This is a genomic window from Eubacterium ramulus (genome assembly GCF_045002895.1).
Lineage (GTDB): Bacteria > Bacillota > Clostridia > Lachnospirales > Lachnospiraceae > Eubacterium_I > Eubacterium_I ramulus.
In genome coordinates this window covers 1,967,074-1,983,412 of sequence record NZ_CP173382.1, presented here as the reverse complement: position 1 = coordinate 1,983,412, position 16,339 = coordinate 1,967,074, and the positions used below count along the sequence as shown (strand labels likewise).

Sequence of the window (16,339 nt, the reverse complement as noted above, 5' to 3'; positions counted from 1 at the left end):
AATAGCTGAAAAATGTGCTATTTATAGCTTTTCTTATGAAAGTTATGATAGCACATTTTAATATTTTACTATAGGACATATTTTGCTATGTGCCGTTGTGTTTCTGGAAACGCAATGTTATACTGATAACAATACAGAAAGGCAGGTGCAGCACTGAGATGACAAAAACAGTCAGTATAGGAAAACAGGATTTTGCGAGTCTGAGAGAACAGAACAGTTTTTATATTGATAAAACAGACTTGATCCGGGCATGGTGGGAATCACAGGATGATATTACATTGATCACACGTCCGCGACGTTTTGGAAAAACTCTGAATATGGATATGCTAAAATGTTTTTTTTCAAATCAGTATGCTGACAGAGGAGATTTGTTTGAAGGTCTTTCTATCTGGAGCGAAGAAAAATGGAGGGGATTGCAGGGCACGTATCCTGTACTTTTCCTGAGTTTTGCGGCAGTGAAAGCAGATCAGTTATCAGAGGTGAAAAAACAGATCAATATGCAGATTGCACGGTTATATGAGGAACACCGCTATCTTCTGGATGGAAATTTGCTTAGTGAAAATGAGAAAGCAATGTATCGAAACGTATCGATGTATATGGAAGATGCGGAAAGTTCATTTTCAATCAATTTATTGTGCCAGTATCTGTATCGCTATTACGGGAAAAAAGTGATTGTGCTGTTAGATGAATATGATACGCCCATGCAGGAGGCATATGTACACGGTTATTGGGATACGTTTACCTCTTTTTTGAGAAGTCTTTTCAATGCGACATTCAAATCAAATCCATATCTGGAACGTGCAGTTTTGACAGGAATTACACGGGTATCAAAGCAGTCTATTTTTTCTGATCTGAATAATTTGAATGTGATCACGACAACGTCGGATGAATATGCCACTTATTTTGGTTTCACAGAACAGGAAGTATTTCAGGCATTGGAAGAATTTGGCCTGGCAGATAAAAAAGAACTGGTGAAACAGTGGTATGATGGATTTACATTTGGTAATCATACGGATATTTATAATCCATGGTCAATCACAAATTATCTGGATAAAAAGAAAATCGGGGCGTACTGGGCGGCGACCAGTTCCAACACGCTGATCAACAGCCTGATTCAGCAATCAGCAACCGATATGAAAGAAAAAATGGAAATTCTTTTGCAGGAAAAAGAGATTTTGGTTACCTTTGATGAACAGATTGTTTTCGAACAGTTACAGCAGGATAAAAATGCAATTTGGAGTCTGCTGCTTGCCAGTGGATATCTGAAAGTGTTGGAAGTGGAACAACGTGGCATTTTGCTGGAACCGTGGTATCATCTGAAAATCACAAATCTGGAAACACTTGGAATGTTTACCGGAATGTTTAAAAGCTGGTTTTCGGCTTCAGATTGTAATTATAATGCGTTTGTTCAGGCATTGCTGCAGGGAAATCTGAAAGAGATGAATGTATATATGAATGATGTGGCACAGGTTACATTCAGCAGCTTTGATACCGGACGGCATCCATCGGGAAAGGCACAGCCGGAACGATTTTATCATGGATTTGTACTTGGATTGCTGGCAGAACTTCGGGAACAGTATGTGTTGAAATCGAACCGGGAAAGTGGATATGGCAGATATGATGTGATGCTGATTCCGCGGGATTTCACAGAACAGGCGTATGTGTTGGAATTTAAGGTGCATGATCCGGAAGAAGAGGAATCTTTGCAGGAAACAGTACAGGCGGCATTAATGCAGATTCAGGAAAAACAGTATGATGCGGAGTTGTTGGAGCTTCATATAAAACCGGAGCAGATTCATCATTATGGATTTGCATTTGAGGGAAAAACAGTATTGATCGGGGGACGATAAAGAATGAATATAAAAATCATAGACGAAAAAGAACAATTTGCACAGTGTGAAACATTTGAAATCACACATCTTTTGTGGGGGACAAAAGCAATTCCAAAAACATATGGAAAAATTGCCTGTTGGAAAGAGCATGGATTTCTGGTGGAAATGACCTGTGAAGAAGCAGATCCGCTCCGGACCTATCTCAAAATGAACGATCCGGTGAGCCAGGACAGTGGAATGGAAGCATTTCTTGGTTTCTGGTCAGAACAGACACCTTTGTATGTCAATGTGGAGATGAATGCAAACGGAGCCACATTGATACAGTCTGGGACAGAGCGTGCGGATCGGACATTTTTCACAGAAGAGCAGATCAAAATTTGTCAGCCGCAGGCGGTCATTGAAAAGAATTGCTGGAAAATCTGTTTCTTTCTGCCGTTAGAACTGCTGGAAGAAATTGGTGGTCCGATTCCGCAAATTGCCGGTACCAAAATTGCCTGTAACTTTTACAAAGTGTGTGAAGGCGGTAATGCCGAACAGATTCATTATGCAAGTTATTCGCCGGTAGATGTGCCGGAACCGGATTTTCACAGGCCGGAATTTTTTGAAACCGGAGAATTGCAATAAATCTGCATGGAAGAACAGTAAATTCAGATTCATCAGATGGTTAAGTGAAGTCAAAGGCACAGAATCTTCTTGCGAAAAAAATACTTATATAGTAAAATATATCAGAAATGCGCAGGAGACATACAGTAATTTTCTGTATGAAGGTAAATCAGAAGAGGGATAAAGAATGAATAAAAAATTATACAAATCAGAGGACAATAAAGTATTGTGTGGCGTATGCGGCGGTCTTGGAGAGTTTCTTGGTATCGATCCGACGATCATCCGACTGATCTGGGTGGTACTTGCATTTGCAGCAGGAAGCGGATTACTGATCTATCTTCTGGCAGCGGTCATTATTCCGAGAAGACCACTGGACTAAGATATGCTGTTTTCGTTCGTGCATTGATATGATGATGCTGCAGAAAAAATAGCAGGCAACATGCATGAAAAGTGTATGAAAATTAAAAAATATGAGCAGTGAGAGGACAAAAGTCTTTTCACTGCTCTTTGCGTTTACTGGAAAACCAAGAAAAACGCTAGGATATAAAACCAAAATCCGATATGGGAATAAAAATTCCGAAAAAGACGGAATGGAATGATTAAAAAAACAGAAAGAGAGAAACAAGATGCTGGAATTGAAAAATGTGTCTTTTGAAGTATCAGACGAAAAAGCACAAAAAGAGATTATCAGAGGAATTAATCTGAAAATTGACGACAACAAGTTTGTAGTCATTACAGGACCGAACGGCGGTGGAAAATCCACCCTGGCAAAATTAATTGTTGGTATTGAGAAACCAACTTCCGGTCAGATTTTATTTAACGGTGAGGACATTACAGAAAAAAGTATTACGGAACGAGCAAAAATGGGTATCAGTTTTGCTTTTCAGCAGCCGGTACGATTCAAAGGAATTCAGGTGCTGGATCTGATCCGTATGGCAGCAGGACGCAGAATGAGCGCAGCAGATGCCTGTCAGTATCTGTCTGAAGTAGGACTCTGTGCGAAAGATTACATCAATCGTGAAGTAAATGCGAGCCTTTCCGGCGGTGAGTTAAAACGTATCGAAATTGCTACGGTACTGGCAAGAGGTACACAGCTTTCCGTATTTGATGAGCCGGAAGCCGGTATCGACCTGTGGAGCTTCCAGAATCTGATCCAGGTATTTGAGCGCATGCAGGAAAAAACAAAAGACGGTTCTATCCTGATCATTTCTCATCAGGAGCGTATCCTTGATATTGCAGATGAGATTGTAGTGATCTCTGCAGGACAGATCATCAATCACGGTCCGAAGGATGAGATACTTCCGCAGTTGCTGGGAACATCTTCCGCAGTGAATATGTGTGATAAATTTAACAAGTAAAAATCTATATTGTGAATAAAGGACTAACACTGTTAGTTGAAAAGAGAAACCTTAATGGTATTAGGAATAAGAAGTGATCAAAAATGAATAACGAATGGTGTTAGTTGAAATTTAGCCAATCTATGAATATATAGGAAAGAACGAGGATTAGATAGATATGATGGATGAGATTCAGAAAAGACTTCTGGCGGAAGTCGCTGATCTGCATGGAGTTCCGGAGGGAGCTTACAACATCCGTGCAAACGGTCAGATGGCAGCCAGAAATACAACGGCAAATATTGATATTGTATCCAAGACAGATGTCAGCGGTATCGACATCTATATCAAACCGGGTACTGTAAATGAGAGTGTACACATTCCGGTTGTATTGAGCCAGAGCGGCATGAAAGAGATGGTTTATAACGATTTCCATATCGGAGAAGGCAGTGACGTGGTTATTGTAGCTGGCTGTGGTATCGACAACTGTGGGGATCAGGATGCAGAGCATGATGGTATCCACCGTTTCTTTATCGAAAAAAATGCAAAAGTAAAATATGTGGAAAAGCATTACGGTGCAGGTGACGGAAAAGGAAAACGTATCCTGAATCCGGGCACGGAAGTGTATATGGAAGAAGGAAGCTACATGGAGATGGAAATGGTCCAGATCAAAGGTGTAGATTCTACGGAGCGTGATACGAAGGCAGAACTGGCAGCAGGTGCCAAGCTGGTAGTCCGTGAGCGTCTGATGACACATGGTGACCAGCATGCAGTCAGTGGATATTCTGTCAGCCTGAATGGTGAGGGAGCCAGTGCGGATGTCATTTCCCGTTCCGTGGCAAAGGATACCTCTTATCAGAAATTTGATTCCAGGATCATCGGAAATGCACCATGCAGCGGTCATACCGAGTGTGATGCCATTATTATGGACAAAGCACGGATCCTTGCGATTCCGCAGCTGGAGGCCAATGATCTGGACGCAGCGCTGATCCATGAGGCAGCCATCGGAAAAATCGCCGGTGAGCAGATCATCAAACTTATGACATTGGGTCTGACAGAGGAAGAGGCAGAAGAGCAGATTGTCAACGGTTTCCTGAGATAAACACTCCGCGAAGATGTGCGGTGATTCTGAGATAAATATGTCAGCTTATGTATTAAAACAGGTACAAAAAGCCAGTAATCCACTTTTTGCATAACAAAAATGGAATACAGCTGATTTTTCATGAAAATTTGTTAAAAAATATACGCGTTATAAGAGCCCCGGGAGAATTCCCGGGGCTTTTTGATGCAAAATGTACATTTGACTAAAAAATAAGATAAATTTATAATAAAAATACACAAAGAAAAGCAAGATTGTGATATAATACGAGTAACTGGTCAGCTGGTAAAACCAGAACGGTTACAAACATTTGCTGTGCACGAAAACAGGCGATGAAATAGAAATAGGATAGGATTTTGACACATAGGTTTGGTTTCATCATAAGAGTGACAATAAGAGTAATGTTGCATGATGCTGCAGAAATATGACATTCGCTTCGTGAGGAAAATGCAAACGTATTTTTACAATATGGGAAAACGTATTATATCTAAATCAAATGTATGCAGGTAAATTAAAGGAGGACAAGTATGAAAATTTTAGGTGTTTCACTTGGAACAAAAAACGGTAACAATGACACAATGTGTCGTGTGGCTCTGGAAGCAGCAAAAGAAAAAGGTGCAGAGATCGAATTTATCCACCTTCTTGACTGGGATATCCAGTACTGCTCCGGTTGTGTTGCCTGTTCCCGTGGCCTTGTAATGGGCAAAGGAATGATCTGCTCCCGTCAGGATGATTTCAAAGCTTTCTATGAGAAAGTTGTCGAGGCAGATGGAGTTCTCTTCGTAGATCCGATTTTTGAGTCCGGTGCAACCGGTTTATATCATTCCATCACAGATCGTATGGGACCGGGACATGATACAGGTATGATGAAAATGCTCGATGGAAAACTCAAAGAAGCTGGAAAAGAAGGTCTGAACCCAAGATACTTCCGTCAGAAAGCACTTTCTTTCGTAGGAATCGGTGGATCTGACTGGGCAGTTCGTTGTGAGACAGATCATGCGATGTTCGCTTTAAGTCCGGGATGGAAAGTAGTAAACAACGAGTTCTTCTCCTGGTGTAAAGACGTTATCATGCAGGATGACAAAGTTGAGCGTATGAAAGAAATCGGACGTAACCTTGCAGATGCTGCACAGCAGATCATTGATGAAGATATGCAGATTGAAGGATCCGAGAAAACTTCTCTCTGGAAAGGAAAAGAAGGCGCTTGCCCACATTGCCAGGGTAACAATTTCTACATTTATCCGGGTACAACACACTGTGTATGTGAGCTGTGTGGTCTTGAGGGAACACTGGAGATCGTTGACGGAGCATTCAAATTCAAATATGATCCGGCTACAGAGCATCATGCACATGACATTCTTTCCGGTAAATTCTTACATGGACAGGATATCTTTGAGAATGAGGGTCGTCTGATGAACCTTTACAAAGATCCTGAGTTCAAAAAACGTAAAGAGCATTATACAGCAGTATGCGAGCCGACACCAGCTCCATCCAAACAGAAATAAATTCCATAAAGTTTATAACAGGCGGGGACAAAAAATGGTTCCCGTCTGATATAAGTTATAGAAATAAGAGAAAAGAGGGTATTTAGAAATGGCAGATTTCAAATTTGAACCAATGAGAAGTCTTATCTACGTTGACTGCGTAAGCGAAGACTACAGACCAAAACTTCAGAGATGGCTTTATAAAGTACATATTCCGGACAGCATCTCTCAGTTTGAGCCGTATGTTACCAAATATGCATTTTATCCGTCCTTCCCGATTCCACCACAGGGTGATCGTTTCGGATACGCAAGAATGCAGCTGACAGAGCATCACTGGTTAGTAAGCGACCTTGATCCTCGTCTTGAAATCAAAGCAATCGCTGAGACATTCCCGATGGACGTACTTGTATGGCAGGGACAGATCCCGGCAGCAGCTCATACAGACGCTCAGATTGATTCTGACGGAGATGCAGGAAATGCAGCCCGTAAATCCAACAATGCAGAAGGAAATCCATTTATCTTTGCATTTCTTCCGATGTGGTGGGAGAAAGACCTGAAAGGAAAAGGACGTACGATCGAGGATGGCGCAAACTATCGTTTCAATATGACCATCGGTTTCCCGGAAGGCGTAGACAAAGCAGAGGGAGAGAAGTGGTTATTTGAGAAAGTAGTTCCGATTCTTCAGGCAGCTCCGGAGTGTACACGTGTACTTGCAAGTGCCGTAAAGAAAGACATCAACGGATGCGTAATGGATTGGGTACTTGAAATCTGGTTTGAGAATCAGTCCGGATGGTACAAAGTAATGGTAGATGACATGAAAGCACTTGAGAAACCGTCATGGGCTCAGCAGGATGCTTTCCCGTTCCTGAAACCATACCACAATGTTTGCAGTGCAGCAGTTGCTGATTATACACCAAGCAACAACCTTGCAAATTATCGTGGATACATCACCATGAGATAAGGAATTCCCGGGTGGATAAACCATAAGGTTGTGTTGGGCCGGAGGCTCAGAAAAGAATACCGCAGACGAAAACGTCCGCTTGTATGATTTTCTGAGTCCTCCGGTCCTTTTTTCGTTACAGATAGCAGAAGGTCATTTATCCACCATTGTGGAAGCACAGGTGGATTCAGACTTTTTGTACATCGTGACATAAGTGTATTCGTGTGGTATACTGAAAAATAGGGAAATGTAATATAGGATTCAGATAACAGAGGAGTACAATACATGAATGTAGGAATTATTACAGCCAGTGACAAGGGGTATCTGGGAGAGCGGGAAGATCGTAGCGGAGCCAGAATCGCAGAGATTATGGAAGCCCAGGGCTATACCGTTAGAAAGAAAGTAATCCTGCCGGATGATCAGCAGATGCTGCAGGATGAAATGATCGCCATGTGCAATGATGATATCCAGCTGATCTTGACCACAGGCGGAACCGGTTTTTCCAAACGGGATGTGACACCGGAGGCAACAAAGGCAGTGATCGAGCGGGAAGTGCCGGGAATTCCCATGGCAATCCTGCAATATTCGCTGACAATCACAGAGCGGGCGATGCTGTCGAGAGCAGCGGCGGGCATCCGTGGAGAGACACTGATCGTCAATCTGCCGGGCAGTCCGAAGGCTGTGGATGAAGCATTGAGTTATATTCTGCCCTCCTTAAAGCATGGGCTGGATATTCTGCTTGGTAACGATGCCGAGTGCGCAAGAAAGTAATAGAAAATAGAATCATAGGTATAAATATAGGTATAAGTTCATTCAGAACAAAAACATGTATGAATGGTAAAAAACAGGTGACAGGAGAGACAGGATATTATGAAACTGATAAAAACAGAAGATGCGGTAGGGCATGTACTCTGCCATGATATTACTCAGATCATCCGGGGGGTGACCAAAGATGCAGTATTCCGCAAAGGACATATTGTGACCGCAGAGGACATTCCGGTACTGCTTTCCGTAGGGAAAGAGCATCTGTATGTATGGGAAAAGGATGACACGATGTGGCATGAAAATGAAGCAGCGGAGATTCTGTATGAAATCTGTGCCGGTGAGCATATGCATCCTTCCGATATCAAAGAAGGAAAGATCGAACTTATTGCGGATACAGACGGATTGCTGAAAATCAACCGTGAAGCGCTGGTTGCAGTCAACAGTCTGGGGGAGATGATGATCGCCTCCCGGCATGGCGATTTCCCGGTGCATGCCGGGGATAAACTGGCAGGAACGAGAATCATACCGCTGATCATTGAAAAAGAAAAAATGGAACGTGCAAAGGAAGCGGGCGGCACGGAGCCGATTTTTACGATCAAACCATATAAAAAGAAAAAGTATGCGATTGTGACCACCGGCAGTGAAGTGTTCAAAGGACGCATCAAAGATACGTTCAGTCCGGTCATCCGGGAGAAACTGGCAGCTTTTCCATCCGAAGAAATTGGTCAGATTTATGTGGACGATGAGAAGACACATATTTTGGAAGCTATTCAAAAGCAGATCGCGGCAGGCGCAGACCTGATCATCTGTACCGGTGGCATGAGCGTGGATCCGGACGATTGTACCCCGGGTGCCATCATGGCAACCGGAGCAAGGATTGTCAGCTACGGTGCACCGGTGCTTCCGGGAGCGATGATGCTTGTTTCCTACTATACGAACGAAGCAGATGGAAGAGTAATTCCAATCCTCGGTCTGCCGGGATGCGTCATGTATGCAAAACGCACAATCTTTGATCTGGTGCTGCCAAGAGTGATGGCAGAGGATGAGATTACCGCGGAAGATATTGCAAGACTGGGTGAGGGCGGTCTGTGCCTGAACTGTGAGGTCTGTACGTTCCCAAACTGTGGATTTGGAAAATAACGCTATCATAAACAATTCGAATGATACTAAAATGCAAGGAGAAAAAAATGGCAGAATTAACACATATCAATGAGCAGGGCAGAGCCAAAATGGTGGATGTCTCAGAAAAAGCAGATACCAAGCGGATCGGCGTGGCTTCCGGCCGGATCTGTATGCAGCCGGAGACTTTTGCGCTGATCACAGACGGCAAAATCAAAAAAGGAGATGTGCTCGCCGTAGCGCAGGTAGCAGGTGTCATGGCAGCGAAAAAGACCTGGGAGATCATTCCGATGTGTCATCCGCTGCTGTTGACCGGTGTGGATATTCATTTTGAACTGTATCCGGAAAAAGCAGAGATCGAAGCCATCGCATCTGTGCGGACTACCGGAAAGACCGGGATCGAGATGGAAGCATTGCACGCCGTATCCGCAGCATTGCTGACCATTTATGACATGTGCAAGGCAGTAGATCGCGGCATGGTGATCAAAGATATTTTACTTCTGGAAAAAGACGGCGGAAAATCCGGACATTATATCAGAGGTTGATAAAAACGAAGAAACAAAATGAAAAAATATAATCATTAACCCTCTTGACGAAACAAGAGGGTTAATTTATACTAACTACATAAAAAATGAGCGGATAACCAGGAAATCCGCTTTCTTTTAAAAATTGCGGTTAGGAAATGCTAATAATAGATGAAGGAGGCTAACATGAGTATCGTAATTATCGGAGGACACGAAAGAATGGAAACACAGTACAAACAGATCTGCAAACAGTACAAATGTAAGGCAAAAGTATTTACGAAAATGAAAACAGATCTGAAAAACAAAATCGGAAGTCCGGATCTGCTGATTCTCTTTACCTCCACCGTTTCTCATAAGATGGTACATTGTGCCGTGGCAGAAGCAGAACGCAAGAATATCATAGTGGAACGTTCCCACAGCAGCAGCGCCAGCGCATTAAACGGAATATTAGAACAATATGCATAATTTCAGAGCCAAGCAGATTTATATTCAAACGTGTGAATCATGCTTGCATGAATGAACAAGTTTGAATAAAAATCTATTTGGCGAGAAGCCACATCGAGATGAAGCAAAGCGAAATCGAGATGGCTGGCTCTGAAATTAAGAAGAGCCAAGCAGATTTACATTCAAAAACATGAATCATGCTTGCATGAATGAACAGAGGAGGATAGCAAATGCCAACTGAAGCCGTATTAAACCAGCTTTCCAGCAGGAAAGTCACAGAAAGCCTCATGATGCAGATCATTCTGCATTGTGCACCGGTTTTAAAAGATATAAAAATGTCAAGTATGTTTACCGTTCCGGCGGCTTACCTGAAATTTGTACGGTCCGCATTTCGGGGTACCGGGATCCGGGTCAAATGTCTGTGCCAGGGAGCAGGACGTGCAGTGGTATATGTATACCGGGAAGCAGAGGTGCAGCAGTGTCTGGAAGATCCGCAGGTGGCTGTATTTTTACAGCAGTACGGATATGAAAGTACGCAGGCAGAAGCCTGTCTGAATCATCTTGGGGCGCGCGTTTCCCTGTCGGCCCGGGGGATGGAGCATTATCCCCATGAAATGGGCATATTTCTCGGCTATCCGTTAGAGGATGTCAGAGGATTTATCCGGCATGAGGGAAAGGAAAGCCGTTATACCGGATATTGGAAAGTCTATGGTGATGTGACACAGGCGAAGCAGATTTTTCAGGCATATGATGATGCCAAAGAATGTGCTGTGATGGAATATATGGCAGGAAAACACATGAGTGAGATTGCCTGCTGATAATAAGGTAAAGCGTTCACGCAATTGCCACAATCGGAATAAATACAGAAAAGTGTGGCTGATACAACGAAAAAAAGAATAAAAAAGGTTTAAACTGTATATCGATTCCAAAGCAGTCATACAAGTGTGAAAGAGCGGAATCTGTATACAGAAAAAATAAAAAATATAAAATCAAGGAGACAAAAAAATGGCAGAAGTTAAAATTATTTATTGGAGTGGTACAGGAAATACAGCAGCAATGGCTCAGAGCGTAGCGGATGGTGTTGCAGCAGCAGGTGCAGAGGCAAAGATCATTCCGGTTGAAAACGCAGGCGCAGCAGATATCGCAGATGTAAAAGCATTTGCACTTGGCTGCCCGTCCATGGGGGCAGAACAGCTGGAAGAATCCAGTATGGAGCCGTTTGTAGAAGAAATCCTTGGCAGCGTATCCGGCAAAAAGATCCTGTTATTCGGATCCTATGGCTGGGGAGATGGCGAATGGATGCGCAACTGGGTCGAGCAGATGACAGGTGCAGGCGCTGAGATGATCGAAGCCGAAGGTATCATTGCAAACGAAGCTCCGGATGCAGACGCACAGGCCGCATGCGAAGCAGCAGGAAAAGCACTTGCAGCAAATGCATAACATATAAACTGATAGTAATCAGATAAGAAAAACAACAACTGAATCCTATAACCAAAAACCAAAAGATAAAAAATAATGTAACGTATGAACAAACGTAACTAGAATTCATTCCACCCGAAAATCCCACTTGCACTGGCAGGACTCTGCCCGTGTGAGTGGGATTTTTTATGTAATAGGAAATTACTACGTAATATTCCTGTTACATAAAAACGCTCCGCGAGGATACGACCAGATGCATGAGGAATAATTTTTTACTCTTGCATTTATGCATAATCTAAGCTATGATAACAATTAAGTTGTCTGACAGAAAGAAAAAACCTCAGACAACAGAGTTGACCTATGCGGCAGGAGGAAAAAGTGATGAATTTAGAAGAGTTAAAAGTAGTTGATGCAGACGTGGCAGCAGCGATCGAAGCGGAGATGGACCGTCAGAACAGCCATATCGAGCTGATCGCATCCGAGAACTGGGTCAGTGATGCAGTTATGGAAGCACAGGGAAGCATCATGACAAATAAATATGCAGAAGGATATCCGGGAAAACGTTATTACGGCGGATGTCAGTGTGTAGATGTTGTAGAGAATCTTGCAATCGAGCGTGCAAAAGAGTTATTTGACGCAGAGTATGTCAACGTACAGCCGCACTCCGGTGCACAGGCAAATATGGCAGTACAGTTTGCACTGCTTCAGCCGGGTGACACTGTGATGGGTATGAACCTGGATCACGGCGGACATCTGACACACGGAAGCCCGGTCAACTTTTCCGGTACTTATTTCCACATCGTACCTTATGGGGTCAACGATGAAGGATTCATTGATTATGACAAAGTAGAAGAGATCGCGATGGAGTGCAAACCGAAAATGATCATTGCCGGTGCAAGTGCTTATGCGAGAACCATTGATTTCCCTCGTTTCCGTGAGATCGCAGACAAATGCGGCGCATACCTGATGGTAGATATGGCACATATCGCAGGTCTGGTGGCAGCAGGACTTCATCCAAGCCCAATCCACTATGCAGACGTCGTTACCACTACGACACACAAAACACTGCGCGGACCGAGAGGCGGTATGATCCTGGTATCCAAAGAATCCATGGAGAAAAATAACTTCAACTTCAACAAAGCCGTATTCCCGGGTATTCAGGGTGGACCGCTGATGCATGTCATCGCAGCAAAAGCCGTATGCTTCAAAGAGGCATTGCAGGACAGCTTCAAGACATATCAGCAGGGTATTGTAGATAACGCACAGGCATTGTGCAACGGTCTGAAGAACCGCGGCATCAAGATCGTATCCGATGGTACAGACAACCATCTGATGCTGGTAGACCTGACACCATTTGACCTGACCGGAAAAGCCATCGAGAAACTTCTGGATGAGGCTCATATTACAGCTAATAAAAATACGATTCCGAACGATCCGAAATCTCCGTTTGTCACAAGCGGTATCCGTCTCGGAACACCATCTGTTACATCCAGAGGCATGAATCCAGAGGATATGGACAAGATCGCAGAAGCAATTTCCATCGTCATCAAAGAAGGCGATGAGGGCGTAGCAAAAGCACGTGCAATCGTAGATGAACTGACCGCGAAATATCCGCTGAAAAAATAAAACACAGACAATATATCCATTGACATCATTGTAGAACAAAAAGAATCCCGTTATATTACAGTTTGAATATAACGGGGTTCTGTTTGCGTAAAAAAATTTTATCTCAGTCGAGAAAATTCACACTTCTGCAAGTGGTAAGTAATAATATAATACCGCATAAGGATAAATGTGCATAAAAATCATTACATATGAAATGAAAAAATGTGAAAAACAGAAGTAATTAATCTCACCGTTGACAAAAACTGGTAGTGCGAGTTAGCATAACTTTGCATGTATATAAGGAAAATGGATAAAAAGAGACAAAAAGGAGCAAATAGCACATGACAGGATACTGGGATATACATAATCATATACTTCCAGGTGTGGATGACGGTTCCGGATGCATGCGTGAAACGATGGAGATGCTGGAAGAAGAATACCGGCAGGGCGTGCGCCATATCGTTTTTACACCACATTATCGTCGTGGCATGTTTGCGATACCGAGAGAAGAAATACAGACGGTCTATGCGCGCGTCTGCGAAATGGCAGCAGACCGATTTCCGGAGATGGAATTTTATCTGGGATGTGAGTATTACATCCATTCCGATGCATCGGTGGAACGCCTGCGCGGGAATCCGAAGTATTACATGGCAGGCAGCCGCACCGTATTAATGGAATTTGCGTATGAGGCTTCCTATGCATGGATCATGCAGACCGTGTCTGAAGTACGTCAGATGGGATTACAGCCGGTGGTTGCACATGCGGAACGGTATGAATGTCTGTATAAAGGCAGGGACCGTGTCGCAGAACTGAAGACGCAGGGCGCATACATCCAGATAAACTGTGAGAGTATTCTGGGGAAATGCGGCAGAAAGGCAAAGCATTTCTGTATGAAACTGTTAAAAGAAGATCAGATTGACCTGATGGCCAGCGATGCACACGATACCGAGTATCGTATTGTGAATATCCGGGAGGCAGCGGAGCTGATCAGCCGGAAGTTCGGACAGGAAAAAGTGGAAACAATTTTTATCCATATACCCAAAAAGATAATTTTGACATAGAGAGAAAGGAATACGATAGATGCAGGAACTGATTTTGGAGGAGAAAACGACGTTATCTCCCGTTATGAAGGAAATATACCGGAGACTCCGGACAAATCTCGAGTTTACCGGAATCGAAAATAAAGTAATCTGCCTGACCAGCTGTATGGAAAATGACGGAAAATCCAGTGTGTCATTCAATCTGGCAAAGATTCTGGCAGAAAATGACAAACGCGTGCTGTTCATCGATGCAGATATGCGAAATTCTGTACTGATGAATAGAACCGGGATCCCGGATGACCTGAAAGGCCTGAGCCATTATCTGGCCGGCAAGAATGCCGCTTCCGAAGTAATATACGCAACGAATTATAAGAATTTCTATGTGATCCCGACAGGCAGATTCCCGAAAAACCCGACCGAACTTCTGAATAAACCAGCGTATGAAGTTCTGATTGAGGGCATGAAACAGACCTTTGATTATGTGATCATTGATACACCGCCACTTGGAAGTGTTGTCGATGCAGCACTGATCGCAAAAACGGCAGATGCTTCCGTACTGGTGATCTCTGCCAACGCTGTCAGCCGCAGAATGGCAAACAGCGTAAAAGAACAGCTTATCAATGCAAATCCGAATTTCCTGGGCGTAATTCTGAATAAAGCAGACGAAGGAACAAAGCATTACGGCTACGGAAAGCGGTATGGCAGCAAATACGGCTATGGCTATGGATACGGAAGATACGGACAGAATCCGAAAGAATAAATGGTTATAATACAGACAAAGGAAACGAGAAAAAATGGAGAATAGAAAGCAAAAAGAAGAGAACGAAATGGAGATTGACCTTGTCAGCCTGTTTTTCTATCTGATCGACAAATGGAAACTGCTGTTTCTGGGAGCCGTCGTAGGAGTTGTACTCGCAGGGGCACTGGTGTTTTTCCAGACACCGATGTACGAATCGAACTCAACCCTGTATGTGCTGTCCAAAACAACCAGCATTACATCTATGGCAGATCTGCAGGTAGGAACGGAACTGACGTCCGATTTTTCCGTTATCGCTACCAGTAAACCGGTTATCGATGGCGCAATCAAGACATTGAAAAAAGACAACATCAAGCTGACACGGAAAGAAATCAAACAAATGCTTACCGTAGCAAACAAGACAGATACACGAATGCTGTCCATCACGGTGACAAGCGATGATGCAAAACTTTCCTGTGCAGTGGCAGATGCCATTACCGATGCGGCAGTGGATCAGATGGCGAGCATCACACAGACAGATCCGCCTACCATTGTAGAACATCCGGAAGTCGCATCTGCGCCGGTAGACAACGGCATGATGAAAAAACTGGCCATGGGCATTGTGCTCGGAATCTTCCTGGTAGGCATGGTACTCACGATCCGCTTTATCATGAATGACAAGATCCAGACAGAAGAAGATATCGAGGATTACCTGGAGACAAGCGTACTGGCTGTGATCCCGGTGGACAAAGAACTTGCTTATTACAGCAAACAGGAAGAAAAGACAGAAAAAGAGAGACGTCGTTCTCACAAGAAAAGAAAAAAATCCTGAAACAGCCAATATCAAAGGAGATGAACATAGAACGTGAAACAGAAGAATCTATTATTTCGAATATTCCTTGTGATATTTCTGGTAGCTGTGGCAGGTATCATAGGACTGCTGGTGCGGGATCATATTCAGAAAGACAAAGACCAGAAGCTGCGTGAGAAAGCAGCGGTATCCGTGCAGGAAGAGCCGGAAGTATCCGCAGAAGCTGAGGAAACACCGGTACAGATCCCGGTGGATTTCAGTGTCCTGCAGGCAGAAAATCCGGATATCTATGCATGGATCCATATTGCAGATACACCGGTTGATTATCCGATCCTGCAAAGCAAGGTGGACGATGATTACTATATGGATCATACCGTGGATGACAAAGAAGGACTTCCGGGAGCGATCATGACAGAATACAGCTACAATCCGGAGCCCTTTGAATCCGATGCTGTGACGGTTGTCTATGGTCATAACATGCTGAACGATTCCTTCTTCAGCAGACTGAAAGATTATCAGGACGAGACCTTCCGCCAGGAACATCCCTATATCGAGATCTACACACCGGAACACATATAATAAAG

General features: G+C 43.6%; 18 protein-coding genes. All 18 read left to right on the top strand.

Annotation, left to right across the window (positions count from 1 at the left end; all coding sequences use genetic code 11):
* Positions 1-158: 158 nt before the first annotated feature.
* Positions 159-1,850: an AAA family ATPase gene (locus tag ACIRUQ_RS09435; RefSeq protein WP_055290667.1), complete on the top strand. Its 1,692-nt coding sequence runs from the start codon at positions 159-161 to the stop codon at positions 1,848-1,850.
* Between the two features lie 3 nt (positions 1,851-1,853).
* The gene (locus ACIRUQ_RS09430) at positions 1,854-2,456 is read left to right on the top strand and encodes a carbohydrate-binding family 9-like protein (RefSeq protein WP_055290666.1); all 603 of its coding nucleotides are present in this window, start codon (positions 1,854-1,856) and stop codon (positions 2,454-2,456) included.
* Positions 2,457-2,622: 166 nt separating this feature from the next.
* The gene (locus ACIRUQ_RS09425) at positions 2,623-2,814 is read left to right on the top strand and encodes a PspC domain-containing protein (RefSeq protein WP_021738409.1); all 192 of its coding nucleotides are present in this window, start codon (positions 2,623-2,625) and stop codon (positions 2,812-2,814) included.
* A 247-nt stretch (positions 2,815-3,061) separates the two neighbouring features.
* A complete protein-coding gene (locus ACIRUQ_RS09420) occupies positions 3,062-3,793 on the top strand; it encodes an ABC transporter ATP-binding protein (protein ID WP_021738410.1) in 732 nt (243 codons plus the stop codon).
* Positions 3,794-3,953: 160 nt separating this feature from the next.
* Positions 3,954-4,871: a SufD family Fe-S cluster assembly protein gene (locus tag ACIRUQ_RS09415; RefSeq protein ID WP_336302551.1), complete on the top strand. Its 918-nt coding sequence runs from the start codon at positions 3,954-3,956 to the stop codon at positions 4,869-4,871.
* Positions 4,872-5,395: 524 nt separating this feature from the next.
* Positions 5,396-6,373 (top strand): flavodoxin family protein, encoded by a 978-nt coding sequence (locus ACIRUQ_RS09410; protein WP_022036282.1) that lies wholly within the window; start codon positions 5,396-5,398, stop codon positions 6,371-6,373.
* 88 nt (positions 6,374-6,461) lie between these two features.
* Entirely contained in the window at positions 6,462-7,313 is an 852-nt protein-coding gene (locus tag ACIRUQ_RS09405; protein WP_055290664.1) for a hypothetical protein, read from the top strand.
* Positions 7,314-7,577: 264 nt separating this feature from the next.
* Positions 7,578-8,063 carry a molybdenum cofactor biosynthesis protein B gene (locus ACIRUQ_RS09400; RefSeq protein WP_021738416.1) on the top strand — a complete coding sequence of 162 codons (486 nt, stop codon included), beginning with the start codon at positions 7,578-7,580 and terminating at the stop codon, positions 8,061-8,063.
* Positions 8,064-8,162: 99 nt separating this feature from the next.
* Positions 8,163-9,197: a molybdopterin-binding protein gene (locus tag ACIRUQ_RS09395; protein WP_055290663.1), complete on the top strand. Its 1,035-nt coding sequence runs from the start codon at positions 8,163-8,165 to the stop codon at positions 9,195-9,197.
* A 47-nt stretch (positions 9,198-9,244) separates the two neighbouring features.
* Positions 9,245-9,721, top strand: a complete 477-nt coding sequence (gene moaC / locus ACIRUQ_RS09390) for a cyclic pyranopterin monophosphate synthase MoaC (protein ID WP_044962920.1) — start codon at positions 9,245-9,247, stop codon at positions 9,719-9,721.
* A gap of 165 nt (positions 9,722-9,886) precedes the next feature.
* On the top strand, positions 9,887-10,165 hold the full coding sequence (locus tag ACIRUQ_RS09385) for a DUF2325 domain-containing protein (RefSeq protein WP_022036286.1): 279 nt from the start codon (positions 9,887-9,889) through the stop codon (positions 10,163-10,165).
* A gap of 209 nt (positions 10,166-10,374) precedes the next feature.
* The gene (locus ACIRUQ_RS09380; protein WP_021738420.1) at positions 10,375-10,962 is read left to right on the top strand and encodes a DUF3793 family protein; all 588 of its coding nucleotides are present in this window, start codon (positions 10,375-10,377) and stop codon (positions 10,960-10,962) included.
* Between the two features lie 187 nt (positions 10,963-11,149).
* A complete protein-coding gene (locus ACIRUQ_RS09375) occupies positions 11,150-11,584 on the top strand; it encodes a flavodoxin (protein ID WP_021738421.1) in 435 nt (144 codons plus the stop codon).
* A 360-nt stretch (positions 11,585-11,944) separates the two neighbouring features.
* Positions 11,945-13,189 (top strand): serine hydroxymethyltransferase, encoded by a 1,245-nt coding sequence (gene glyA, locus ACIRUQ_RS09370; protein WP_242853625.1) that lies wholly within the window; start codon positions 11,945-11,947, stop codon positions 13,187-13,189.
* 320 nt (positions 13,190-13,509) lie between these two features.
* Complete coding sequence (locus ACIRUQ_RS09365) at positions 13,510-14,229, top strand: CpsB/CapC family capsule biosynthesis tyrosine phosphatase (protein ID WP_055290661.1); 720 nt, start codon at positions 13,510-13,512, stop codon at positions 14,227-14,229.
* 19 nt (positions 14,230-14,248) lie between these two features.
* Complete coding sequence (locus ACIRUQ_RS09360) at positions 14,249-14,968, top strand: CpsD/CapB family tyrosine-protein kinase (protein WP_055290660.1); 720 nt, start codon at positions 14,249-14,251, stop codon at positions 14,966-14,968.
* A gap of 34 nt (positions 14,969-15,002) precedes the next feature.
* Positions 15,003-15,776, top strand: a complete 774-nt coding sequence (locus ACIRUQ_RS09355) for a YveK family protein (protein WP_055290659.1) — start codon at positions 15,003-15,005, stop codon at positions 15,774-15,776.
* A gap of 33 nt (positions 15,777-15,809) precedes the next feature.
* A complete protein-coding gene (locus ACIRUQ_RS09350; protein ID WP_055290658.1) occupies positions 15,810-16,334 on the top strand; it encodes a class B sortase in 525 nt (174 codons plus the stop codon).
* Positions 16,335-16,339 lie beyond the last annotated feature (5 nt).